Source organism: candidate division KSB1 bacterium, from assembly GCA_024655945.1.
Lineage (GTDB): Bacteria > Zhuqueibacterota > Zhuqueibacteria > JANLFK01 > Oleimicrobiaceae > Oleimicrobium.
Genome location: JANLFK010000001.1, coordinates 146,943 through 171,616 on the forward strand (window position 1 = coordinate 146,943; position 24,674 = coordinate 171,616).

Here is a 24,674-nt window from a genome sequence, read left to right on the forward strand (position 1 = left end):
AATGCGTTGCCCTGCGTGTGGCCAGCCGAATCATTCCCACTTCTGGGACGAGTGGCGGCATGCGTTCCCACAAATGGGAAAGGCGCTGGATGGGCTCGGTGTGTGGCGCAGCGCTCCAGCGCCTCTCCCCCTGGCCTACGCTTCGGTCAGGGCCTCAACGCCAGGGAGCTTGAGTCCTGACAGGAACTCCAGCGATGCGCCCCCGCCTGTCGACACGTGCGACACCTTGTCCGAGAGCTTTGCCTTGGCAATGGCAGCCGCGCTGTCGCCACCGCCGACGATGGTGACCGCACCCTGCGCCGTGGCATCGGCGAGGGCCTTGGCGATCTCCATCGTGCCCTTGGCGAATGCTCCCTTCTCGAACATGCCGAGCGGCCCGTTCCAGACGACTGTGCGCGCACCGAGGATCTTCTTCTTGAATTCCTCAATGGCCTTGGGCCCTATGTCCAGGCCCATCAGACCATCGGGTATCGCCTCGCCGACAATGACCTTCGCCTCGGCTTCGGTCTCGGCATTGGGTGCCACCACATGGTCCACAGGAAGCAGCAGTTCCACGCCGCGCTGCTGCGCTCGTTGCAGGAGCTGGGCAGCAAGGTCAAGCTTGTCGGCCTCCACAAGGGAGGAGCCAACCGCCACGCCACGGGCCTTCAGGAATGTGTAGGCCATTGCGCCGCCCACCAGGAGCGAATTGACGTTTCCCAGGAAATTCTCGATCAGCTCAATCTTGTCGGAGATCTTCGCGCCGCCCATGATGGCCACAAAGGGCTTGGCTGGCGACTGCAAGGCCTTGCTCAGGTAGAGCAGCTCCCGTTGCATCAGATAGCCGGCTGCGCACTTCTCGAAGTACTTGGTGACCCCCTCGGTCGAGGCGTGAGCACGGTGGGCACTCCCAAAAGCGTCGTTAACGTACACGTCGCCGAGCTTGGCGAGCTGCCTGGCAAAGTCGGGGTCGTTGTCGGTCTCCGCCTTGTGGAAGCGCAGGTTCTCCAGCATCAGCACCTCGCCTGGTTTCATGGCACGAACCATAGCCTCCACCTCGGGGCCCACACAGTCGGGCGCCATCTTCACTTCCCGTCCCAGCAGCTCGCTGAGCCGGGCTGCGGCGGGTCGCAGGCGCATCTCCTCCTTGACCTGGCCCTTGGGTCTGCCCAGGTGCGACATGAGGATGGCCATGCCACCGGCATCGATTACCTTCTTGATGCTGGGAATGGCGGCACAGATACGGGTGTCATCGGCAACCTTTAGGTCCACTGTCAGGGGCACGTTGAAATCAACGCGCATAAGCACGCGCTTGCCTTTCAGGTCCAAATCATCAATGCTCAACTTGGCCATGTCGTCTGTCCTCCGTTCGTCATCACACCTTTCATGTCCCTACGCGAGAAAACGTCGGGTAGAAAGATATACTTTTCCCCTACAAAGTCAAGCGGAATTTGCTGGCGAGGCTCATTTTCGCAGGCAAGCGGGTTCTCGCACCTGCCCGGCCGCAAGATTGCCGGCGCTCCTCCGCCCCCTGGGACACGCAGGCTGGCTGGCCCTGCGCAATGGGCGGCGTCCGATCTTCCGCACTGCCCAGAGGCAGCTCGTATGACTCCAGCCGTGCTCGCGGGGCTTACGGGCCCTCTCTGGAATAGCTAAGCCAGTGCTGACCACCTGCTGCGATGACGTGGGCCTCGCTTGCCTCACCGCAGCGGCAGAGCGCTCAAGCGCCGGCCGGAAAGAAGTCCCCCCACAGGTCCTGCCCCCACCTCGCCTGGCCTGGGGCCATTCAGCCTCGCAGGTAGCGCCGCTCGATCTTCTCTACCTTCTTGATGCGCCGCTCGTGCCGGCCACCGCCAAAGTCGGTGGTCAACCACACACGCACAATCTGTGCTGCTGTCTCTTGGTCCACCATGCGCGAGCCAAGAGCCAGGATGTTGGCATCGTTGTGCTCGCGACTATTCCTGGCCGCCTCGACGCTGGCGCAGGTGGCCGCCCGGATGCCGGGCAGCTTGTTAGCCACGATCGCCGAGCCGATCCCCGCTCCGTCAATGACAATGCCCCGCACGGTGCGGCGCCGCGCCACGTCCTGCGCCACCTGGAGGGCGATGTCCGGGTAATCCACTGGCGTCTCATCAAAGGCACCCCGGTCGACTACCTGGTATCCTTCGCCCGCAAGGAAAGTCTTCAGAAATTCTTTGAGGCGAAAGCCTGCGTGGTCGCTGCCCAAAGAGATTATGGCTCCGGCCTCTTTTGCTGCGACGGCGCGGCCGGTTAACTTGCCGAATCTCTCACCCTCTCTCTTCAGGACGATACCCAAGCGCCGTGCGGCGTCAGCAGCCGAGGGCGTGACGAGGGTAACTGCATCCAGCAGAATCTCCCGCTGCCCGTCTTTGTTGGCCTTGAGGACGTCTTTTTCGGTCAGCAGCTTCTTCATTCGCTGCGGCGCGTCTCTCCCGAGAAGTGCGGTGCTGGCATAGCCTCCCCGTCAATTGCGGTGGCGGGGCTTGCGCTCGGCCTCGCCGGTCATCGGCACGAAGCGAACCGGCAACACCGACTCCTCTTTCACCCGCTTCTCGTCCATCTTGGTGACCACTACCAGCTCCTGGTACATTGAGCCTACGGGAATGACCATCCTGCCCCCAACCTTGAGCTGCTCCACCAACGGCTGCGGGATGTGGTCGGGCGCGGCTGTGACGATGATGGCGTCGAAGGGCGCCTTGTCAGGCAGACCGCGGTAGCCATCTCTCTGGCGCACGTTCACGTTCTTGTAGCCCAGCCGCTTGAGACGCTCTTTGGCCTGCAGGGCCAGGTCACCCACGATCTCGATGGAAAAGACCGAGTCGACGATCTCGGCAAGAACCGCCGCCTGGTATCCCGAACCGGTGCCCACCTCGAGGACGCGCTCCCCTCCCTTCAGCCTGAGGCACTCGGTCATGAAGGCGACGATGTACGGTTGCGAGATGGTCTGCCCATGCCCAATGGGCAGCGGCGAATCGTCGTAGGCGGAATCCCGGAGGTTGTCGGGAACAAACAAGTGACGTGGAACCTTGCGCATCGCCTCCAGGACGAGGGGGTCCTTCACCTCACGGGCCGCAATCTGCGATTCCACCATGCGGAGACGCTGCTGCGCGAACTCCGCCTCATGGGTCTCTGGTTGCCTGCCACGCTGTTCAGTCTTCGGACTCTTCACGCAGGCCTCTCCGGCGATAGTCACAGCCGCTGCCAGGGCCGTGACACACAAGAGTCTCACCGTCACTCACCTCACTCCGGCGATACAATCCCAATCCTTGACCTTTGGCGCTTCCACCTCCCAAAAGCGCTTTCGCCCGCCACGAGACCAAGCAAATCACGCGGCCATAAGCATCGCGATATGGTCGCAGACGCACGTACGCAGTGCGTCCAAGCGATAGCCACCTTCGAGAACCGAAACAACTTTCCCGTCGCAGGTTGAGCCGGCAACCTCGAGCACCACTCGCAGCATGGTTCTGAACCCCTCCTCGCTGACGCGCATCCCGCCCAGGGGGTCCGCATGATGCGGGTCAAAACCGGCAGAGATCAGTACAAAGTCAGGTTGAAAGGTTTTCGCTGCCGGCAACAGCTTTTCTTCGAAGACTTTCTCGTAAACGCCGTCATCAGCGCCGGCTGGCAGCGGCACGTTAAGGGTGAAGCCTCTGCCCTTGTCTTCGCCGGTCTCGCTGGCTGCCCCGGTACCCGGGTAGTAAGGGTAGCGATGCACGGAGAAGTAGAAGACGGTTTCGTCGTAGTAGAACGCTTCCTGGGTCCCGTTGCCGTGATGGACATCCCAATCGACGATCAGAACGCGTTCCAGGCCGTGCACCCGCTGGAGATGGCGCGCAGTCAGCGCCACGTTGTTGAAAATGCAGAAACCCATCGCCTTGGCGTGCGTCGCATGATGCCCTGGGGGGCGAACCGCGCAGAAGGCGTTGTCAACCTTGCCCTCGACCACAGCGTCCACCGCGCACAGCGCCGCTCCTACGGCCAGCTTGGCTGCCAGGAAGGAATCGGGACAAATCTCGGTGTCCAGAGAGTCCAGAAAGCCGTCCCCCCGCGAACAGGCCCACTTTACCCTCTCCACATAGTCCGCGGCATGCACGGTGGTCAACTCATCGAGCTCGGCAGCCCGAGGCGCCAACGGCGTCAACTTCCCCAAGAGGCCTGTTTCCTCCAAGGCACCAACGATGGCCTGGAGGCGCGCCGGTTGTTCCGGGTGGAGGCTGCTCACCCGGTGCATGAGAAAAGTAGGGTCGTAGACGAACCCGGTGCGCGCCACGGTCACTCCTCACTATCTCGACACCTGCTCGCCAGTAGATGAGCCTGGCGAAGTGGCTCTGGCAATCGATAACGGGTAGAGGTGGCCAGCACCAACTGGATGGCCCGCTCCTGGCTCATGCGATGCCCCGCAGACACGTACACTGGCTTTACTCCAGCGCGCGTGCGAACCGCAGCTCCGACTTTTTGCCCGTTGAGCATGAGCCAGCTGAAGGCTCCTCTCCCCATGCCCACCGGGGCATGCTCACCAACAAGCCGGCTCTTCGCGCACCCCACCGTGGGCAGGCCCAAACACAGTCCCATGTGGCTGGCCAACCCGAGGCCCCGTGGGTGGGCGGTCCCTTGACCATCAAACAGTGCCACATCGGGCATAGAGCGCAGCAAGGAGAAGGCCTTAAGCAAGACCGGACCTTCCCGGAATGACAGCAGACCGGGGACGTATGGAAAGGAGGTCCCTGCTTCGGCCAAAGCAAACTCGATCAGACTCAGGTCCGACATCTGGTACAGGACCACCGCTGCCCACACCCTGTCCCCGTGGCGAGCGTAGGCCACATCCCCCGCGGCGATGGTGGCAACGGGCCCCTCAAAAAGTTTCCCATCTCCCAAGAGCCCTGCCATCTTTGCTTGCACGGCGCGCGCCTCGCTCACCGAGACCCTTGGCGGACAGAGAGGATGGGACCCCTCCCCACTGCCTTCGCCGCTATCTCTCTCACCCGGGCCGCTGACGGAGTAACTGCTGTGGGTCGCCATGAAGGATTCCTGCGTCCTACTACTGTGCTGTGTGAGGTGCACGATGCAATTACCCCTGGCAGCTAGCATTACGCATGCTATGGGCGAAATCCTCGAGGGCTGTTGCCCACGACGTGCCCTGCTGTCCACGGAGATTCTACCCCTATCGGCTTTTCCCCTGCTTCACCTGGCGGGCCGCCTCCTGCAGAACGCGACAGTGACTGGCAAATGCCATTTCCGGAAGAGGCTTGCTCACGGGGAAGAAGCGCGCATCTTCGGCGTCGTCGCCCGCCACCAGCTTGCCGCCGACTATTTCAGCCCCGTAGACGATGAGCACCACGCGCACACGGGGATCGTCGTCACCCGCGTAGACCCCCAGCAAAGGGCCGACGCGCACGTCCAGGCCCGTCTCCTCGCGTGCCTCTCTGACCGCTGTCTCGGTGGGCGTCTCGTCGACTTCCATGAAGCCCGCGGGCAGGCTCCACATGCCCTGGCGAGGCGGGTACTTGCGCTTCACTAGCAGGAACTGCCCATCGTCGACCACGACCACGCCAACCGCCGGCACCGGATTCTCGTAGTGGACAAATCCGCACTCGCTGCAGACCAGCCGTTCGCGCCCCTCCAGCTCCCTTCTGCGCAATGTCTCCCCACATGCCGGGCAAAACCGGTAGCGCACGCTGTTCCTCACTTCCTCATCTTCGAGAGGTTCATGAAGCGAGCTTGCCAAGCTGCCTTGACACAGACTGGCAAGATGATTGGGTGCCAAGTTTTCGCTCTTCGGCAGGGACAAGACCTCCTGCACTTGCCCTCAGCGCCCCCAGCCTCAGGTCAGGAGCCCGGCAGATGAGCACCCGACAAGGGATGATTCCTTCCCAGGGCAACTGCCACTCTCTCCAAAGAGCCCCGCGGTGTCTTGGCGCTCAGCACGTCAGATGGAACGCAGCCACCACTCGCTTGCTGTCCGCAACGGCGTTGAACTTTTCGACCGCTTCGTCTGTGCGCGCCACCACCAGCTCGACGCCATGCTCGCGAAGGAGCTGCACAGTCTCCGGGAGCACCCTCATCAGTCCGTACTTGCCGGTGCCAACGATGAGAAGTTCCGGCTTGTCGCTGCGCACGACCTCCTCAATGTCCACGGGCTGCAGCTTGTGTCCCTCTTTGCGCCACCAGTCTGGTACAATTCCCCCTGGGCCAACTATCAGGTCGCGCTCGTAAGCAGCACCGTCTATGACGATTTGACCAAAGCGGTACCTTTCAACCTTCATCGACCGCACCCTCCCCTGTAATGCGCCAGCCGACGCTTTACTAAGCCTTTGGCAATCGCCGCACTTCTGCCTTGGCCGTTCGATAAGCAGCCAACTGGCTGGAATAGAACAAAAGGCGAACAAACACTTTGACCATGATCAACAACTGGAGCAAAAGGAAGGCGGCAAATATCCCCCCTCCTTTGCTCTGGGGAATCAGCGAGGTGAGCCCGAACAACAGCAGCACTGCGGCTCCCCCCGCGACACCGACCAACCAGTACAACCCCAGGCACTTTCCCAAATTGGCCACGACGAACTTGGTAGCAATCCAGAGAGCCTCTGCTGCCGACTGACGGTTCTCGTGGACCACAACTGCCTTGGCATAGTCAAACACGAGGTTTACGAACGCGAGCAGGAAAAGGATGACAAGGGTTCCCAAACCGCCGACGAAGAAAGCCGCCCGCTCCGTGGCGAGCCCTTCCGAAAGGCGCGTTACGATATTTCGTACCAATCCTCCCGCGCCCTTGTACACAAGGAAGTAGCAAAAAACGCCCATGAGCACCAGGCTCAGGAAACGGGCAAAGAACTGGCCAGCCGCCCCGAACATGCGCGTCATGGTCTGCTTCTGTCGTTCCGCCGCGTATGCGGCGAATGCCCCGCCAGCCAAGAAGGCATTGATCACCAAGTACACCAAGCCCACGAGCAAAACCATGAGCCCAAACCTGCCGAAGCGGCCCTGTACGAGAAACTCAGCGTTTTCCAAAAACGGGCCAAGCCCGCTGACTTCCGGCCGGAACGTCTTGGCAAGTCCCTCCGCATGCGCCGAAAACTCCGTCCACCAATCGTAGTCAAAGCCCAGAGCCATCGTCTCGCGCACAGCGCTATGGGCGAACGAGGCGTGCAGAATCCTGTACATCGGCAGGGCCAAAATCATGGCCAAGGCAAGATTGGTCAGGTAGACGGCTACCGCTACCTTCGGGTTGCCCAACACCGCCTGTATCCCTGACTTTAGCGACTGGAACACTTTCATCATGAGCTCCCTGGCGAACCTCTATTCCGCAGCCGGCTCTGTCTGCTGATGCCCAACAACAAAGCGACCCACTCAGACGAAAAAGGCAAAGACTTCCAGCAGGTGCTGCAGCCAGCCAAGCCACCGCACCGTCCACTTTAGCGCCGCGCCTGACTCGGGCTGGCGAAAGCGACTGTTGTTGGTAAAATCGATGTCGAGGAGCACTTTCCGCGAAGGGTCAACCTCGGCAGACATTACCTGCGCCGGTCGCACATAGCGGAATCTGCGCCAGAGGTCGTTCCCATCCCACTTCTCCGTCACGCTCTCGCCGTCTTCAAAGCGCACCTGCAGCTCCACAGGAAACCGCACCTCTCCCCGCCTCTGCACCAGCACTTCGGACTCATAGAGCAGCGAAGCGGGTTTCGCTTTCTCCCCCGGCTTCTTGTAGCGCATCTGTTCCCCCGTACCAAAGTAACCTTCTGGTGCAGGAACGGCCCTTGCGGACACGGAGGTCACTGCATAGTCCAGAATCCCAGAGCCCGTGAAGAGTTGGCCGAAGAACCAGTCCATGTTCTCCGGGACCAGTTCATTGACGACCCGCACGAAATCCTCTGGCCGAGGGTGTTTGAAGCGGTAACGCTCGGCATAGGTTCGCAGGATGGAGGTGAAGAGCTCATCGCCCAGGTACCCTTCGAGCGTAGCAAGCATGAGCGCCGGCTTGCGGTAGGCGTTGACGCTGTAGCTCTGTCCGTCCACAAATTCCCAGCCGCGTCTATCCATACGGTCGGGCTTGGCGGTGAGCATAGGCCCGCGCCACCGGGTGCGCATCGGCCTTTTCACCTCAGGGAAGACCACCGGCACTCCCAAGTAGCGCCGCATGTAGAGGTCGTCGCCGTAGGCAGCGTCTGCGCAACGCCCATCGGCATAGGAGTTGATGCCCTCATCGAGCCAGGGATGCTCGAACTCGTTGCTGCCCACCAGGCCGTACCACCATTGGTGCCCGCACTCGTGGATGGTCAACCACTCTGGGGTGAGCACCCCAGCGGGGAGCCACCACTCACTCCCGCCGCAGAAGAGCGTGGGATACTCCATGCCGTCCGCGCGGCTGTTCCACGCCGGGTCGACGATGGTAACGTAACCGTAGGGATAAGCACCGTACCAAAGGCCATAGTACTTCAGCGTGTTGGCGGTGGCGCCGAAATAGGCCTCCTCATCCCCCTTGTGTTCAGGCTGAAGAAGGAGGCGCATGGTGACCGGCGCTAACTCGGGGTGCTCGAAGCGGCGTGTGCGTACCAGAAAACGCGGGCTTGCTGTCCAAGCAAAGTCGTGCACGCACTCCTGCACGAAGCGGTAGGTCACCGTCCCGTCCGCGTGTGCAGTCGAGTCGCGGAGTGTCCCTGTGGCCCCCACAATGAAGCGCGCAGGCACGGTTATCCGCACGTCATAGTCGCCATAGTCTGCAAAAAACTCCGTGTTCGTATGAAAAGGGTGACAGTTCCAAACCCCGTCCCAGAGCACGCCGACCTTGGGGAACCACTGGCCGAAGAAGAAAAAGTCACCCCGGTAGCCAGTGCGGGGCTGTTTGGTGGGAATCTTGGCGCGAAAGCCGAGCGCGATGCTGATTGTCTGCCTGGGCAGCACCGGTCTGGGCAGCACCACGCGCAGTACCGTTTCATCTTCGCTCTCGCCGGCCCCCGGGGCGGCAAAGGCCACGTGCGTGCTCAGGTCCTCGCTGCGGCCGTCATCCTCAAGTCGCATTTCGGTCACGTCAATCCAGCCCCACTCTTTGGGAGAGCGGCCCTCCAGTTCGCGTTGACTCCAGTTGAGACCTTGCCTCGACTCTGTTGCGAACACAGAACGGTTGTTCTTGAAGGCGTTCCAGTAGAGGTGGAAGTAGAGAGTGTCCACTGGTCTCGAGGAGGCATTTGTCCAGGTCAGTACCTCCTTCCCCGCCAGGGTGCGCGCTACCGCATCCAGGGACACCTCAATCTGGTAGTTGGCCATCTTCTGGCAATCCAGCCCTTGGCTTAGGCAAAGAGAGGAGGAGAAAAGCAGAGCGAAGATGGTACCGAGGAGCTGTCTTTTCATGGCAACCTTCTCCAAAGTCGCACCGGCTGCTGGGGGGAGCTTCCTCTTTGAGCGCTACGTGCTCGACTGCGCTGACCACGCATCCAGCACTTGCCGGAACAGCTTGATGTGCTCGACGGTGGTGCCGCAACAGCCGCCCACCAACATGGCACCCGCGCGCAGCAGGTCCGGCACACGCGATGCCATGTACTCCGGCGTTTCGGTGTAAATTACCTTGCCAGCGCGCATCTGCGGAAGCCCCGCATTCGGCTCGGCAAGGAGTGGCAGATGCGTGTGCGCGCGCATTTCCTGGATTATGGCGACCATATCGTCGATGCCGGTGCCGCAGTTGCTGCCGGTGGCATCGGCACCAGCATCTTCCAGTCGGCGCACGGCCGTAGGGATATCGGTCCCCATCACCGTGCAATAGCCCTTCTTGCCTGGCTCGAAAGACATGGTGGCTACCACAGGCAGGGTGCACACGCTTTTGGCCGCCTTCACGGCCAGGCATGCCTCGCCCACATCCGTCATCGTCTCCACGGCAATCAGGTCAGCGCCCCCATCCACCAGGCCACGCACCTGCTCCTGATAGGCTTCGAGAACGTCGCTTTCGGAGACTTCGCCGAGGGCAAGCATGAGCCCGGTGGAGCCCACCGACCCGGCCACGAACGCGCGTGTGCCTGCCGCCTTGCGCGCCAGCTCCGCAGCGCGCCGGTTCACCTCGTAGGCACGCCCAGCCAGCGGGGTCTCGCGCAGGCGAAAGCGGTTGGCGCCCAGAGTGTTGGTGATGACGACGTCTGCTCCCACTTCAACGTAGCCGCGATGGGTCTGCACGACCGCCTCGGGGTTTTCCAAGTTCCAGACCTCGGGCAGTGTGCCCACAGGCAGGCCCAAGGCCTGCAAGGTGGTACCTGTCGCGCCGTCAAAGAGCAAGATTTTGGTGCCGAGCTCAGCTCGAAAAGAGCGATCCATAGTCTTCCTCCCGGCCTAACGCCGCACTATCCGGAAAGGCAGCCCGTGGCGGGCCTGGAGCTCCTCACCCTTTCTGCGTGCGGCCTCCTCACTTTGGAACGATCCCACCCAGACGAGGTAAAACAGGTCGCGCCCGCGTTCCTTGGGCACGACCTCACACTGGTAACCCTCTCTGCCAAGAGCGCGCGCCAGCTTCTCAGCATTGGCCTTTTCCCTGAACGCGCCGACCTGCACGCTATACTGCTCCGGAGATGCTTGCCCCCGAGCCGTGGGCGTGGGCGCGGGTTGCTGGCTGGCAGCCTTGCTGGCTACTTCGAGAGCCGCTAAGCGAGCATAAGGCGAGTCGGGATATTTCTTCAAGAACCACTCCAGGGCATAGGCGGCAGAGTCGCGCTCATCACGAGCCAAAAGGCACTGGGCGCGCACATAATGAGCATCGTCGCACAGGGGGGAATCCGGGTACTGGCAGGCTAGCTGGAGGCAGTGTTGCGCGGCGCTGTGGTAGAGGCCAAGGGCAAAGTCGTACTCGGCCAGACGAAACAGCGCCTCATCGGCAAAGGCAGTCGTCGGGAACTCCTCGGCTACTCGCTTGTAGTAACGCGCCGCCCGCGCCCCCTCGGTCTCGGTCGCCCCCTGAAGGAAAAGGACCGTCGGGTCATTGGGAAACTGTCGCACAAGGTCCGGCAGCCGCTGTTTGATCTCGGCAAGTCGATTCTGCTCGAGGAGCAGCGTGACAGTCTCCGGCACTTGCGCGAGGAGCAATGGCGTCACGGACGCCACAAGCGCCAAACTGAGTGGAAGCCAGTAATGACGCATCCTCAACTCTCTGCCCATCAGCCTTGCTGCGCGCCGCCAGCTGCTGTGGCCACCGGCATTGGGCGGAGGCACTGCACGCAGCGCGGGCTGGGCACCTCTGACGTCCAACCACAATGCTGACATACGTAGCGGGCTCGCTGCCGGTCGGTATGCTCCAGGACCTCCAGCGCCTGACTGGCCGCCTCGTTGTGGCGCCCCACTGCGTGGAGGAAGCGGGCTAAATAGATCTTCGCGGCGAGGTTATCGGGATCTTTGCCGAGTGCCTGCCTGCACAGCTCGATTGCCCGCTGGTGCTGTCCCATCTTCGCCTGCAGCGAGGCAAGTCCCAAGTAGGCCTCTGCCGAGTCGGGAGCCCGCTGGATGATCGACGTGTACACGTTCTCGATATCGCCGAAATCGCCCGCTTCGTACAGCACGTCCTCAATGAGCTCAAAAGCCGCGGCGGCATGCTCAGGAGCTGCCTCCACCAAGCGCCTCAGCACATTGAGCGCATCGCGGTAGCGCCTCTCTGACCTGTAGGAGGAAGAGAGCTCAAGATAGGCCGCCACGCACTTTTCGTCCAGTTTGATAGCCTCGCGAAACCTGAGGCGGCCCTCTCTACCTTTGCCTTCTTCCACCAGCTGCTTGCCCCTTTGTACCTTGTAAAAGGCCAACGTTTGATTGTCAGCAGTGCCTTTGACCTTGCAGAAGCGCTCAAGTGCATCGTAGGCGCCGTCCCAGTCGCGCATTTGCTCACAGAAGCGGGTTTTCCAACGAAGAGCCCAGGCATCGTCCCTGTCGCGCGCCAACAGCGCGTCCACGTACTCAAGCCCTCGCTCCTGTTTGCCGGCGGCGAAATAGTCGCGCACCAGGCTCCTGTGCAGCGCCTGTGACTGCTCCGGGGTCAAGCCCTCTCTTGCCTGCTGTTCCTGATGAACGTGGATGGCCTGCTCTACGCGGCCGGTCAGGCGGAAGACATCGCCGATTTTGATATAGGCGCTAACAAAGTCGCTGTTGCGCTCCACGATGGCCCGCAGGAGCTCTTGGGCCTGCTCGAGCTCGCCGCTCATGAGGAGCTCCAGAGCACGGGCATAGTCGCGCCACACTTGGTCGTCACGTTTCCGCTGGCGCCTGCTGGAGGGAAAGAACACGGCCACGCCGATCAAGAAAAGCGCGGTCATAACGATGGCCAGGATGACGATCTTGTCCATGGCAGCTTCTCCGCTCGAAGGACCTTACGTCCGTTCCAACTCCTCTTCTATAGCGCCAGGGGTGAGTTTGGCAGGCGCCAACATTCCTTCTTGCACTGAAATGTTGCGAAGTCGTCCGAGTTCGGCTTTCAACTTCTCGTTTTCCTTGGTCAGCCGACGAATGTCCGCGCGCAGCGCGAAGACGCGAATGAGCGAGATGAGCAGCCAGGTGAGAAGTCCTGCCGCGTAGCTCAGGTACATCACCACCCAGAGCGGAAGCTCGACACTCTGCCACTTGTAGAAACGCACCACCACCTGCAGGGCTGAGTTCTGGGTGGCCAGCACCACCAGTACCAGCACGACCACAATCGCGCCAATCCAACGCACCAACCACATACATGAACCTCCTTGCCGATAGGCTCAGCCTTGCTCCGTGGCCGCCTCGGCCAGCGACCGCCGACCGACCACTTTGCCAAACAGGGTGTGGCCTTCTGCACCAGTCACGAGCACCTGCACCAGCCTTCCGGGGCTCAGGTACCGCTCCTGCAACACGACGATCATGTTTCCTCCCGTGCGGCCCATGACCTGCCGGGCCGACTTCTTGCTCGGCCCCTCGATGAGTACCTCGACGACCGAACCAACACGCCCGCGGTTCTTCTCGAGAGTGATCTGCTTCTGCAAGGCAATGAGTTCCTCGAGCCTTGCCTGCTTCTCATCTTCGCTCACCGTCTCTTGGAGCCGACAAGCTGCCGTGCCTTCGCGGGGCGAGTACTTGAAGAGGAAAGCGGCATCAAACCGCACCTCTTCCAATAGCCAGCGTGTGTGCGCAAAGTCCGCCGCCTCTTCGCCCGGAAAGCCAACGATCACGTCCGTGCTCAACGCAATCTCCGGCATCGCGCTACGGAGCTCGGCCACGAGCCGCAAGTACTGCTCTCTGGTGTAGCCGCGGTTCATCGCCCGCAGCACCCTGTTGCTCCCGGACTGCACCGGCAGGTGGACATGCTTGCAAATGACCCCGTGAGCGGCGATCGTCTGAATCAGCTTCGTGGACAGGTCCTTGGGATGGGAAGTGGCGAAACGCAGTCGCACCAAGCCAGGCACCTGAGCCACTCGGGCGAGCAAGTCGGCAAAGTCATGCCCGCCGTCGCGGTAGGAGTTCACGTTCTGGCCAAGGAGCGTGACTTCCACGAACCCCAGGGCAATGAGTCTCTCTACCTCGGCGACGATCGAGTCAACCGGGCGGCTCCTTTCCCGGCCCCGCACGTAGGGCACCACGCAATAGGAGCAAAAGTTGTTGCACCCGCGCATTATTGCTACCCAGGCACTCACCCCCGGCTGGCGAACGGGCTCGATGCCTGCGTAGGTCTCCGAGGTGCAGGAGGCGTCACGAAGCACGCTGACTGTTCGTCTGGCGAAGATCTCGTCAAGAAGCTCGGGGAGCCGCCGGTATTCGTCCGGCCCGAGCACCAAGTCCACCGCGGGGTGCTCTCTGAGGAGGCGCTCCCGGAGACGATCAGCCATGCACCCGATCACCCCAAGCACCCGGCAGGAACCATCGGACTTGGGCGCCCTCAGGGCGTTCAGTCTACCCCGCACCCTCCTCTCGGCGCTTTCGCGAACGGAGCACGTATTGACCAAGACGACCTCGGCTGCGGACAGGGACTCTGCGGCCTGGTAGCCAGCAGCATGCAAGATGCCGGCCACCAGTTCCGAGTCGTACTTGTTCATCTGGCAGCCGTATGTCTCAATCCAGTATGTGCGTTCTCTGTCGCTCATAGCACTGGATCAAGGGGACGCCCCTTGTCGAAAGCGGCACCCCCTCAATCATCCTCGTCGCGCGCCCCAACCACCGCAGGCCGTGCACTGCTGATTGGCCAGTGCCGCGCCGGCAACACCGTAGCGCGGGCCTGGGCATCAAGAAGATGGCCCCCCAGGGTGCAGTCTTCTCCAAGCGCATCGACATAGACGACTGCGAGCACATTGCGCAGGTCGCGTGTCCCCTTCGGAACGCGAACCCTCAAGTAGTTGTCGCTCAATCCGTGGGCCCAGCCATCTGCTTCGCGCTCGAAGAGCACCTGCAAACGGCGCCCCACAAAGCTTGCGGCAAATTCCATTCGCTTCTTTGCCCCCAATGCGCGCAAACGAGCCGCTCTCTGCTCGGCCACGGGCGGGGGTACCTCATTACCCAGCTCTGCCGCCGCAGTGTGCGGCCGCTTCGAATAGCGAAACACATGCAAGTAAGTCAAAGGAGCCTTCTCCACGCATTCCACCGTGGCGCGGAAATCGCGATCCTGCTCCCCTGGGTAGCCGACAATTACGTCGCTGCCGATGCTCGCTTCCGGAAAGGCGGCGCGCAGGTTCCTTAGGCAGTCCAGGAATTCGCCGGCCGAATATGGCCGTCGCATCGAGGCCAAGATCGCATCGCTGCCGCTTTGCAGCGGCACGTGAAAATGGCGACAGACCTGCCGGTGCCCAGCGATGACCTGCAGAAGGGGCCCACTGATTTCCGTGCACTCCAGTGAACTGAGACGGAAGCGGACCTCGGGCAGCGCGCTGCACAGACGGTCAAGCAGTGCCGGCAAGTCGGTGCACGGCTGCAGGTCGCGCCCGTACGCGCCAATGTGCACGCCGGTGAGGACGAGCTCTTTGTGGCCCCGTTCGGCCAGTTGAGTTGCTCTTGCTAACACATCCTCCACCTCGGCACTACGTGCAGGCCCGCGCGCCAGCGGCACGGTGCAATAGCTGCAGCCGGCGTCGCATCCGTCCTGAATTTTCAGGAAGGCACGCGTGCGTGGGGTCGCATTCCCCGCACAAGGGGCAACGAAACAATGTTCTGGCCCTGCAAGACGCACCAGCGGCTCCTTGCGCTTGCGGCCCCCATTCAGGTAATCAAAGAGCTGGAATTTCGCTTCGGCGCCCAAGACCACATCCACACCCGGCAGGGCCGCGAGCTGCTCAGGGGCAAGTTGCGCATAGCAGCCCGTTACGACGAGAAACGCCTGAGGCAGCTCTCTGGCGGCGCGTCGCACTGCCTGGCGGGAGCATGCATCCGTCCGCTGCGTGACGCTACAGGTGTTGATCACCACCACATCGGCGGGAGCGCCAAAGGGCACGAGTCGAAAGCCCTTACGGCAGAACTCCTCCGCCAACATGGAACCTTCGGCTTGATTGAGCTTGCAGCCCAGGGTGTAGATAGCTACTCTGCGCACAACGTCCAAATGGCGTTGTCGGGCCGCAAAGCGGACCCGACACCCTCCAAGTCATCACACTGACCGCAGTTGCTCCTCCACCAGAGGAACCATGAGCTCTGCGTCACTGACCGACATCAGCCCCTGCCTCGTCTCCAGCGGCAGCGCCCTTCTCCTCTGCAGGCGAATCACCCTTTGGCTGATCGCTCTCCGCGGCCTCTGCCGCCTTTGCCGCAGGCTTCTTTCGGGTGACTTTCCGCTTGGGCTTTGGCTTTTCGGCCGCCGCCTCCGCAGGGGGCTCGGCTGGTGCGCTCGCCGCTTCCCCAACTGCTTCGAGCTCTGGGGATGGCACTTCAACAGCTTCGGTCGCCGCGCTCTGCTCAGCAACTGGTTCTGCTTCCGGGATGGCCTGGCTTGCTTGCGCCACGGGCCCGACTGGGAGGCTTTCTGGGGACTCGATAGCTTCTGCCTCCGCTGCCTCGGGGGCCTCAGGTGCTCGCTCCTCCACCTGCTCGGCGGCGCCCTTCTCCAGAGCCCTCTTCTCCGACAGCACGATGCGCTTGTTTTCCTTGCTGAACTCGATCACGCAGAGCTCGATCTCTTCGTCCAGACAGTAGCCATCCGCTGGCTTGGTGATGCCGGGTTTCGCCAAATGCGACATGGGAACGAAACCCTCCACGTCGCCGGGAAGCTCGACCAGCAGGCCCTTCTCAATGAGCCGGGTTACCTTGCCGGTGACAAGAGTGCCGGGCCGATACATCTGTTCGAAGCGATCCCAAGGGTTCTCTTGCGTCTGCTTGTACCCAAGCGAGATGCGACGATTGACCGGGTCTACCTTGAGCACCGTGACCGTGATTTCGTCGCCCTTCTTGATGACCTCGCCTGGGTGCCGCACTTTCTTCGTCCAGGAAAGATCGGAGATGTGCACCAGGCCGTCGATCCCTTCTTCCAACTCCACAAAAGCACCAAAGTTGGTGAGGTTGCGCACCTTGCCCTTGTGGATGGAGCCCACCGGATAGCGTTCGGCAAGTGTCTCCCAGGGATCAGGTTGCAGTTGCTTCAGGCCAAGGGAGATCTTCCGCTCTTCCTTCTGCACGTTGAGCACCTTCGCCTGGATGATCTCACCCACGCTCACTATCTTCGAGGGGTGCTTCACGTGCTGCGTCCACGACATCTCCGAGATGTGCACCAGGCCTTCGACGCCCTTTTCCAACTCGACGAAGGCGCCATAGTCGGAGATGCTCACGACTTTGCCCGGCACCACCGAGCCGACCGGGTACTTCTTGTCGACATCCTCCCAGGGATGCGGCTGAAGCTGCTTGTAGCCCAGCGAGATGCGGTCCTTCTGTTCGTTAAAGTCCAAGACAACGACTTTCAGCTTTTGGTCCAGGGAGACCACCTCTGAGGGGTGGTTCACCCGGCCCCAGGATAGGTCGTTGACATGCAAAAGGCCGTCCACGCCGCCGAGGTCGATGAACACACCAAAATCGGTGATGTTCTTCACCGTGCCCTCAAGCACCTGGCCGCGCTCCAATTCGGCGAGGATCTTTTCCCGCTGCCCGGCCGTGGCCTCTTCCACAAGCACACGATGGGAGACGACGATGTTCTTACGGGCGTGATTGATCTTGACCACTTTGAGGTCCAGGGTTTGCCCAATGTAGGCATCAAAGTCGCGCACCGGGCGGACGTCAATTTGCGAGCCAGGCAGGAAGGCATCGACCCCATCGATGTCGACCACCAGGCCGCCTTTGATGCGCCGCACGCAGCGCCCCTTGATGACCTCGCCCTTCTCGTAGGACTGTTTGACCCTCTCCCAGACCTTCATGAAGTCGGCCTTGCGTTTGGAAAGCACCAGTTGCCCTTCCTGGTCTTCGATCTGGTCAAAGACCACCTCGACGTCGTCGCCTACCTTGAGCTCGGCCGGATTGGGGAACTCTTCGATGGGAATGGTACCCTCCGACTTGAAGCCGACGTCGACGGCCACCTCCTTCTCTCCCACGGCCAGAATCTTGCCTGTGACGACCTCGCCCTCGACAAATTCGCTGAGGGTTTCCTCGTACATGCGCATAAGGGCTTCGCGCTCCTCGGGCGTGTACTCGTCGTTTTCGGCAGGCAGGCTCTGGGCCAGTTGCATCTGCTCAGGCGCGATGTCGCTGCCGACTTGTTCCGCTGCGCTCTCACCTCCTTTCGTTGCGCCTTCGGCTGCGGCGTCCTGTTCGAACGCCTGTGTGGTGTCTTCGTTCATCATTCAGCACTACCTCCTTTTATGTGTTTTTCGTGCCCGTGTGTGCGGGCAACGTGTGCGACGTGAGATGCCACCCGCTCCAGCAACCAGCGCGGAGTGGAGGCCCCCCCTGTTATCCCCACCGCTTCCCCTGGGCTGAACCACTCTGCCTGCACATCCTCGGCGCTTTCCACCCAGAAGGAGCGCTTGTTGCTCTGCTGGCATATAGTGAACAATTGCCGAGAGTTGGAACTCTCCTTGCCGCCGACAAACACTACCACGTCGCGTGCTCCTGCGAAGGCTACGATGCTTTCCTGTCGGCGGCTCACGGCACGACAGGTGGTGTTAAACACTTCCAACGACGGAAGCCGCCGCCGTAAGGCGGCCTCTACCTCGTGGAAGTGCTCCTCGGGTGCGGTCGTCTGCGCCACCAGTACCGTGGGCGGCCCCGGGGCTATCTTGTCTGCCTCTTCCAGGGAGTTGACCACGACCGCCCCTTGCGGGCAATGGCCCACGAGTCCCAGAACTTCGGGGTGCTCTCTCTTGCCAAAGACCACCACGCGATAGCCTCGCGCGCAGTAGTCCTTGACCAGCTGCTGCACATGCCGCACGATGGGACAAGTGCCGTCAACCACATCCAGCCCTGCCTCCGCAAGGCGAGCCCGCAGCGACTCAGAGACGCCGTGGCTGCGAATCAGCACGCGCCGCGTCCGCAAGGCCTTCAAGTCACCGCTTTCCACTTCTTCCTGCGGGACGGTCACCAGGCCCTTCTGTTGCAGTCGTGCCACTTCCGCAGGGTTATGGATCACCGGGCCGATGGAAGCCACCCGCCCCTTGGCGAGCGCTCTCTCTGCCAAGGCGATTGCGCGTGCCACGCCGGCGCAGAAGCCGGCACTCTTATCTATGTCAACAGTCACCGCAGAGCTGGGCTGTTGAGCCTCACGCCTGCGCTGCTCCCGTGTCGCCGAGATGTTCCTGTACCTTCCGAAGAACGAACTCGACCTGCTGGTCGATGGTCAGGTTCGTTGTATCCACTTCAATGGCATCTGGGGCTTTGCGCAGCGGCCCATGGGCGCGCCGCGCGTCGTCCTGGTCCCGGCGCTGTAACTGGGCAGCCAATTCCTCGAGAGGCGCCTGCACCGACCTGGCTGCATATTCGGCCTGGCGGCGTCGCGCCCGCACTTCCAAAGAGGCGGTGAAGTAGAATTTGAGATCGGCATTAGGGAAAATCACCGTGCCGATGTCCCGCCCTTCTGCCACTACCCCGCCTTGGGCGCCAATGGCGCGCTGCAGGGCAACCATCTGCTCGCGCACCGCGCGATTGGCCGCCACCGGGCCGATCTTCTCCGCAACCTCCGGCGCGCGAATCTCCTCGGTCACATCCTGACCGTCCAAGAGGACGCGCAGATGTGCACCTTTCTGCTCTAACTGGATCGTCGTCGCGCGCGCCAGGGCGGCCACCCCGTCCTCGTCGGCAGGGTCAATGCCCTTCCACAGCACCTTGAGCGTCAACGCCCGGTACAGTGCCCCAGAATCTAAGTAAAGGTAACCTAACTTCTCTGCCACCAGGCGTGCCGTGCTGCTCTTGCCAGAAGCGGCGACGCCGTCGATGGCGATGATCAGCTTCCTGCGCCTTCCCTCCACCCCTGCCCTCTCATCCCTCCACAGTCGCACAGCAGTCGGTCGACGCAGGGTACGAGCTCTTGCTTGCCAGACCGGCAGCTTGGTGAAGTTGTGCAACTTCCTCATCGGTCAAGTGGCGCCAGGAACCGATTGGCAGCTCGCCCAAGCTGAGAGGGCCAAATGCCACTCGGCGAAGGAGGAGGACGCGGTAGCCCAGCGCCGCGAACATGCGCCTCACCTGCCGTTTGCGGCCCTCGCGCAAAGTGAGCTCCACCACCTTGCCCTGCGGAAGGGCGTCCAGCAGGCGCGCCTCGCACGGGCCGGTCATGCCATCGTCCAGGGCGATCCCTCCACGCAGCTTTTCAATGTCGTGCACCGCGACTTCACGGTCGAGCACGGCCACGTAGGTCTTGGCGACTTTGAAGCGCGGGTGGAGCAGGCGATTGGTCAATTCACCGTCGTCGGTCAGCAGGAGCAGCCCCTCCGTATCGATGTCCAGGCGGCCGACCGGGAACAGGCGTGAGCCCATGGGCACAAGGTCCACCACCTTGGGCCTGCCACGGGTATCGCGCACCGTGGTCACATATCCCCGCGGCTTGTGCAGCATGATGTACACGCGACCTTGCTTAGGCCGCACCGCTTGCCCGTCCACGGCAACCTCGTCCTTTTGCTCGTCGATGCGAGTGCCAAGAGAGGTTACCGTCTGCCCGTTAACGGTGACACGTCCGCTCCTGATGAGCTCACCGCATGCGCGGCGCGAGGCGACTCCGCAGCCAGCAAGGAACTTATTGAGTCTCACCATCAGCGCTCTGCCCCTCGTCTTCCACCCTTTCTCCCGGTGCAACCACCTCGACGCCCGTCTCCTCGGCCGTTGGTTCAGGCTCCTCTCGCGGCGCACGAGCCTTGAGCAGTGCCTCCACCTCCTCTAAGGAGGGAAGGTCGGCGAGGCTATTGATGCCAAAGTAAGCCAGAAAGTGCTCGGTCGTTTTGTACAGCACCGGCCTGCCAACGGTCGACGCCCGTCCCGCCATGGTAATGAGGTTGCGCTCTAACAAGTTCTTGAAGACCCCATCGGAATTCACGCCACGGACTGCAGCCACCTCGGCCCTGCTGATCGGTTGCTTGAAGGCAATGATGGCCAGCGCCTCCAGAGCTGCACGTGACAGGCGGTGACGCGCCCGGCCACGGTGGTACTTGCGCACCCACTGCGCCAGATGAGGGCGCGTAAACATCTGAAAACCGCCGGCCACGCGCCGGATTTCAAAGGCGTGTCCGTGCTCCCGGTATTCGTCATTGAGCTGTTCTACCGCCTGCTCCAGCAGGTCCGCGTCGATCTCTTCCAGTGCTGCCCGAATGCGCTGCAAGGTGACTGGCGCATCCGAGGCGAAGATGAGCGCCTCAATGATCTCCTTGGCGGTCTCGAACTCCATCAGGCTCCGTATATCCAGATCTCGGCAAAAGGGGCAGACTGCCGCACGACCACCGCCCCTCGCCGCATCAGCTCCAACAGGGCCAAGAAGGTGGCAATCATCACCAACTTGCTCTCCAGACCGGCGATGAGGTCAGCAAAGAGCGCCTCGCCGTGCGTGTGGAGATAGTCGAGGATGTAGGTAATCTGCTCATCTACTGAGGCTTCGGCCTCACGAATTTCGTGATAGGTAACACTGGAGGCGCGCTCCAGAAGCACACTGAAAGCGGCCACCAGGTCGTAAAGAGACACCTCCTGAGCGTCCCACTCCTCCTCTGCGTACCCGTCTCTATCCAGCGCGACTTGCAGGCGAGGAAAGTGGTCACGCTCCCGCTCTTCAAGTTCCGAGAGGCCGACTGCTACCTGCTTGTACTTTTGGTACTCCAGCAGCCTTTGCACCAGTTCGGCGCGAGGGTCTTCCTGCTCCTCTTCCAACTCTTCCGGGCGCGGCAAGAGCATCTGCGCCTTGATGTGCATCAACCTGGCGGCCATGAAAATGAACTCCCCGGCCAGGTCGATGTCCAGATAGCGCATGAGGTCGAGGTACTGCAGGTACTGCGCCGTGATCTCCGCGATAGGGATGTCGAAGATGTCCACCTCGTTCTTGCGGATGAGGAAGAGGAGGAGTTCGAGGGGTCCCTCGAACTTTTGCAGACACACTGTGTAAGACATGCGTTATCCAATCCTCATCGCGGCGCGCACGAGGGTCATGGTCTGTGCCGCTTCCGCGCGCGCCCGGGCGTTCCCCTGCGCTATGATGTCGCGCACTTCGTCCATGTGGGCGACATAGTAGCTACGCCTCTCCCTGATGGGCTCCAGGAACGAAGCCAATTTGCCAGCCAGGTTCTTCTTGCACGCCACACACCCCAACGCACCACTGCGGCAGTCACGCTCGATGTCGGCGACCTCATCCGGGTTGAACTTGCGGTGGAAAGTAAAGACCAGACAAATCTCCGGCCGTCCCGGGTCGCCGCGTCGGATCTTCTGGGGATCGGTCACCGCCGTCATGACCTTGCGCTGGATCTCCTCAGGCCCATCGGAAAGCAAGATGGTATTGCCCGCCGACTTGCTCATGCGGTTGCCGTCCAAACCCGGCAGACGCGCGAACTCGGTCAGCAGCGCTTCCGGTTCAGGAAAGACCTCCCCATAAAGGGAATTGAACCGCCGGGCGATCTCGCGGGTAAGTTCCACGTGCGGGACTTGATCCTCGCCAACCGGCACGGCGTGTGCGCGATAGATGAGAATGTCTGCGGCCTGCAGGACCGGATAGCCCAGATGTCCGTACGACATCCGACTGTCCAACCCTAAGTCACGCGCTTGCTCCTTCACGGTTGGGTTACGTTCCAACCGAGGCACCGTGACCAGCATGGCAAAGAGAAGAAACAGCTCGGCCTGTTCCTTCACCTGCGACTGGACAAAGAGCACGCTCTTGCCCGGGTCGATACCAGCGGCCAGCCAGTCGATCACCATCTCGATGGTGTCATCGTAGATGCCGCTCGTGTCTTCGTACGAGGTGGTCAAGGTGTGCCAGTCGGCCACCATGTGGAAATTCTCGTACTCCCCCTGCAATCGCACCCAATTTTCCAGTGCGCCCGCATAGTTGCCCAAATGCAGACGGCCAGTCGGGCGCATCCCACTGAGAATTCGTTTCTTGCTCAAAGACTCACAGCTCCCTACAGTGCGTTGGCTGCCCACGCTCTTCCCCGCACGACCGGACCGTGTGGTGTCAGTTCATGAAGAGGTAGGGTTTCCACCGCTCGTCACTCACGCCGACAAGGTGCTGGATGAAGAAGAGGTTGTTCGGCTTGCGCGGCTGGCGCAGCAGGCGCATCCCTGCCTCCTCTGGCGTACGGTTCCCTTTGCGCGTGTTGCAGCGCACGCATGCGCACACCAGATTCTCCCACGTGTCGGTGCCGCCGTGATCCTTGGGTACCACGTGGTCGACCGTGAGTGGACTTCTGGTAGTCCCGCAGTACTGGCACCGGTGGCCGTCCCGCTTGAGGATGTTGCGCCGCGTCAGAAGAATCCTTTTGCGCGGCACCTGGATGAAGCGCACCAGGCGCACAATGCTCGGCAGCGGCAAAACAGTCGACACAGAGCGCACCAGGTAGGGGTGGCGCTCGATGATCTCTGCCTTGCCAAGGTAGATGAGCACGATTGCCTTCTTGGCACTGGTAACGCTCATCGGCTCATAGTTCTGATTCAGCAGCAGAACGCCTTTGTTGAGTGTGGCCGCAGACATCTCTTTGCTTTTCTAACCGTTACCCTCCTTTCCGGCTTGACTTTGAATTTAGCACAATGCGCCCAAATAGTCAAGCTGTTTTTGGCTCTACCCCACCGCGCGCTCAGAACGATTCTGCCTCGTCGATCAGCATGATGGGGATATCGTCTTCCACCCGGTACTTCAGGCGGCAGGCGTGGCAGATCAGCTTCTCGTTCTTCTGGTCGTATTCCAGTTCGCCTTTGCACTTGGGGCACGCCAGGATCTCCAACAGTTCCTTGTCAAGCATAGGTTCCTCCGTGAAAGACTCACTTCACCCAACACCCAGTTTTCGAAAAATACCTCCCGCAGATGGTGGCCGTCGATGGTGCTTCTATACTCCCTCTTGCCCTACCCTGCGGATGACCATAAGGGTAATATCATCTGCTTGGGGGATCCCTGCGCAGAATCGCTCCACATCGGCGAGGAGTGCCTCGAGCACCTGTTGCGCACTCTGATTGCGGCGGTGCTTGAGGACTGCTAACAGTCGTTTCTCCTCGTACTGCTCCCCGTGCTTGCCACGGGCTTCGGTCACGCCGTCTGTGTAAAGCACCAGCATTTCGCCGGGACGCAAGACGAGGGAGCCTTCCTCATAGTCGGCCTCCTCCACTGCTCCCAAAATGAGGCCGCCTTTCTGCAATTTGGTCACCTTGCCGGAACGATCCACATGCAAGGGCGGGTTGTGGCCGCAGTTAATGTAGGCAACCTCGCCAGTGCGCGGACAGAGCTCCCCGTGGAAGAAGGTAATGAAGGTGCCGGCTGCAGTACACTCGAAAACGAGCCGGTTGAGATTGCGCACGCGCTGCGTCAAGGGCCGGCGACTGTGCACCTGCGCATGCAACCCGCCGTGCAGCGTGGCCATGAGCAATGCGGCAGGGATTCCCTTGCCGGAGACATCCCCTATGGCGAACACCACCCGCTCTCGATGCTTTTCCAGGAAGTCGAAATAGTCGCCGCCTACCTCGTGGCAGGGTCGGTTGCTTGCGGCAAACTCGTAGCCGGGGACATCCGGGCTCTGCGTAGGCAGAAGGCGCTGCTGGATTTCGCGCGCCACGGCCAGTTCGCCGTCCAACCGTTTCTTCTCCAGGGCCTGCTGGTAGAGCTTGGCGTTCTCCACGGCGATGGCGGCATGCACAGAGAGCGCGTCGAGAAATTCTTCGTCCTCGGTGGTGAAGCGCCCTCTCCTCTTGTTCAGTACCTGAAAGACGCCGATCACCTTGCCTGCGTTGTTGCGCATCGGCATGCACAGCACGCTGCGGGTGCGAAACCCGCTCTTCTGGTCCATCTCCGCGTCGAAGCGCGGGTCGGCATAGGCATCGGCCAGATTGACCGTCTCACCGGTCTGCGCCACCTGTCCCGCGATCCCTCGCCCAAGCGGCAGACGGATTTCCATTTTCCTATCCGAGAGGAGGACCCGCGACCATATCTCGCCTCTTTCCTCGTCCACCAGGTAGATAGTGCCGGCCGTTGCAGCGGTGTTTTCCAAGGCGGTGTTGAGAATCAGCTCCAAAAGTCGACTGAGGTCAAGCGTCGAGTTGATAATCTTGCTTGCCTCCACCAGGGACTGCAAGTGACGCATGCGTTCCAACGCGGAGCGCAGCTTTTCGGCAGTGCTTACCTGGATCATGAGTCCCTC

Annotated in this window: 25 protein-coding genes; all 25 read right to left on the minus strand. The window is 61.5% G+C overall.

What is annotated here, in order from left to right; all coding sequences use genetic code 11:
• Positions 1 to 135: 135 nt before the first annotated feature.
• The 25 genes from NUW13_00670 to NUW13_00790 all read right to left on the minus strand — a co-directional run bounded on the left by NUW13_00670 (position 136) and on the right by NUW13_00790 (position 24,665).
• Positions 136 to 1,332 (minus strand): phosphoglycerate kinase, encoded by a 1,197-nt coding sequence (locus NUW13_00670; GenBank protein ID MCR4437541.1) that lies wholly within the window; start codon positions 1,330 to 1,332, stop codon positions 136 to 138.
• 433 nt (positions 1,333 to 1,765) lie between these two features.
• Positions 1,766 to 2,215, minus strand: coding sequence for a ribose 5-phosphate isomerase B (rpiB, locus tag NUW13_00675; protein ID MCR4437542.1), 450 nt, complete (start codon positions 2,213 to 2,215; stop codon positions 1,766 to 1,768).
• 249 nt (positions 2,216 to 2,464) lie between these two features.
• Complete coding sequence (locus tag NUW13_00680; protein ID MCR4437543.1) at positions 2,465 to 3,169, minus strand: protein-L-isoaspartate(D-aspartate) O-methyltransferase; 705 nt, start codon at positions 3,167 to 3,169, stop codon at positions 2,465 to 2,467.
• A gap of 156 nt (positions 3,170 to 3,325) precedes the next feature.
• On the minus strand, positions 3,326 to 4,276 hold the full coding sequence (locus NUW13_00685) for a histone deacetylase (protein ID MCR4437544.1): 951 nt from the start codon (positions 4,274 to 4,276) through the stop codon (positions 3,326 to 3,328).
• Positions 4,273 to 5,019 carry a deoxyribonuclease V gene (gene nfi / locus NUW13_00690; protein ID MCR4437545.1) on the minus strand — a complete coding sequence of 249 codons (747 nt, stop codon included), beginning with the start codon at positions 5,017 to 5,019 and terminating at the stop codon, positions 4,273 to 4,275. The genes NUW13_00685 and nfi overlap by 4 nt, the downstream gene beginning before the upstream one ends.
• Positions 5,020 to 5,161: 142 nt before the next feature.
• Positions 5,162 to 5,674: an NUDIX domain-containing protein gene (locus tag NUW13_00695; GenBank protein ID MCR4437546.1), complete on the minus strand. Its 513-nt coding sequence runs from the start codon at positions 5,672 to 5,674 to the stop codon at positions 5,162 to 5,164.
• 244 nt (positions 5,675 to 5,918) lie between these two features.
• Positions 5,919 to 6,263: an Mth938-like domain-containing protein gene (locus NUW13_00700; GenBank protein ID MCR4437547.1), complete on the minus strand. Its 345-nt coding sequence runs from the start codon at positions 6,261 to 6,263 to the stop codon at positions 5,919 to 5,921.
• Positions 6,264 to 6,303: 40 nt separating this feature from the next.
• Positions 6,304 to 7,275, minus strand: a complete 972-nt coding sequence (locus NUW13_00705; GenBank protein MCR4437548.1) for a hypothetical protein — start codon at positions 7,273 to 7,275, stop codon at positions 6,304 to 6,306.
• A 69-nt stretch (positions 7,276 to 7,344) separates the two neighbouring features.
• Positions 7,345 to 9,339: a M1 family metallopeptidase gene (locus tag NUW13_00710; GenBank protein MCR4437549.1), complete on the minus strand. Its 1,995-nt coding sequence runs from the start codon at positions 9,337 to 9,339 to the stop codon at positions 7,345 to 7,347.
• 54 nt (positions 9,340 to 9,393) lie between these two features.
• Entirely contained in the window at positions 9,394 to 10,290 is an 897-nt protein-coding gene (locus NUW13_00715) for a homocysteine S-methyltransferase family protein (protein ID MCR4437550.1), read from the minus strand.
• A gap of 15 nt (positions 10,291 to 10,305) precedes the next feature.
• On the minus strand, positions 10,306 to 11,061 hold the full coding sequence (locus NUW13_00720; GenBank protein ID MCR4437551.1) for an SPOR domain-containing protein: 756 nt from the start codon (positions 11,059 to 11,061) through the stop codon (positions 10,306 to 10,308).
• 62 nt (positions 11,062 to 11,123) lie between these two features.
• Positions 11,124 to 12,296, minus strand: coding sequence for a tetratricopeptide repeat protein (locus NUW13_00725; GenBank protein ID MCR4437552.1), 1,173 nt, complete (start codon positions 12,294 to 12,296; stop codon positions 11,124 to 11,126).
• Between the two features lie 24 nt (positions 12,297 to 12,320).
• Positions 12,321 to 12,671 (minus strand): LapA family protein, encoded by a 351-nt coding sequence (locus NUW13_00730; GenBank protein ID MCR4437553.1) that lies wholly within the window; start codon positions 12,669 to 12,671, stop codon positions 12,321 to 12,323.
• A gap of 24 nt (positions 12,672 to 12,695) precedes the next feature.
• Positions 12,696 to 14,051 (minus strand): tRNA (N6-isopentenyl adenosine(37)-C2)-methylthiotransferase MiaB, encoded by a 1,356-nt coding sequence (miaB, locus tag NUW13_00735; GenBank protein MCR4437554.1) that lies wholly within the window; start codon positions 14,049 to 14,051, stop codon positions 12,696 to 12,698.
• 44 nt (positions 14,052 to 14,095) lie between these two features.
• Complete coding sequence (mtaB, locus tag NUW13_00740; GenBank protein ID MCR4437555.1) at positions 14,096 to 15,484, minus strand: tRNA (N(6)-L-threonylcarbamoyladenosine(37)-C(2))-methylthiotransferase MtaB; 1,389 nt, start codon at positions 15,482 to 15,484, stop codon at positions 14,096 to 14,098.
• A 103-nt stretch (positions 15,485 to 15,587) separates the two neighbouring features.
• Positions 15,588 to 17,711 (minus strand): 30S ribosomal protein S1, encoded by a 2,124-nt coding sequence (gene rpsA / locus NUW13_00745; GenBank protein ID MCR4437556.1) that lies wholly within the window; start codon positions 17,709 to 17,711, stop codon positions 15,588 to 15,590.
• A complete protein-coding gene (locus NUW13_00750) occupies positions 17,708 to 18,604 on the minus strand; it encodes a 4-hydroxy-3-methylbut-2-enyl diphosphate reductase (GenBank protein MCR4437557.1) in 897 nt (298 codons plus the stop codon). The genes rpsA and NUW13_00750 overlap by 4 nt, the downstream gene beginning before the upstream one ends.
• Before the next feature lie 22 nt (positions 18,605 to 18,626).
• A complete protein-coding gene (gene cmk / locus NUW13_00755; GenBank protein ID MCR4437558.1) occupies positions 18,627 to 19,331 on the minus strand; it encodes a (d)CMP kinase in 705 nt (234 codons plus the stop codon).
• 10 nt (positions 19,332 to 19,341) lie between these two features.
• Entirely contained in the window at positions 19,342 to 20,112 is a 771-nt protein-coding gene (locus NUW13_00760) for an rRNA pseudouridine synthase (GenBank protein ID MCR4437559.1), read from the minus strand.
• The gene (gene scpB, locus NUW13_00765) at positions 20,096 to 20,740 is read right to left on the minus strand and encodes an SMC-Scp complex subunit ScpB (protein MCR4437560.1); all 645 of its coding nucleotides are present in this window, start codon (positions 20,738 to 20,740) and stop codon (positions 20,096 to 20,098) included. The genes NUW13_00760 and scpB overlap by 17 nt, the downstream gene beginning before the upstream one ends.
• Complete coding sequence (locus NUW13_00770; protein ID MCR4437561.1) at positions 20,740 to 21,450, minus strand: segregation/condensation protein A; 711 nt, start codon at positions 21,448 to 21,450, stop codon at positions 20,740 to 20,742. The genes scpB and NUW13_00770 overlap by 1 nt, the downstream gene beginning before the upstream one ends.
• Positions 21,451 to 21,453: 3 nt before the next feature.
• Positions 21,454 to 22,437 carry a tryptophan--tRNA ligase gene (gene trpS, locus NUW13_00775; GenBank protein MCR4437562.1) on the minus strand — a complete coding sequence of 328 codons (984 nt, stop codon included), beginning with the start codon at positions 22,435 to 22,437 and terminating at the stop codon, positions 21,454 to 21,456.
• 67 nt (positions 22,438 to 22,504) lie between these two features.
• Entirely contained in the window at positions 22,505 to 23,020 is a 516-nt protein-coding gene (locus NUW13_00780; protein ID MCR4437563.1) for an HNH endonuclease, read from the minus strand.
• Positions 23,021 to 23,123: 103 nt separating this feature from the next.
• Positions 23,124 to 23,288 (minus strand): Trm112 family protein, encoded by a 165-nt coding sequence (locus NUW13_00785; protein MCR4437564.1) that lies wholly within the window; start codon positions 23,286 to 23,288, stop codon positions 23,124 to 23,126.
• 84 nt (positions 23,289 to 23,372) lie between these two features.
• The gene (locus NUW13_00790; GenBank protein ID MCR4437565.1) at positions 23,373 to 24,665 is read right to left on the minus strand and encodes a SpoIIE family protein phosphatase; all 1,293 of its coding nucleotides are present in this window, start codon (positions 24,663 to 24,665) and stop codon (positions 23,373 to 23,375) included.
• Positions 24,666 to 24,674 lie beyond the last annotated feature (9 nt).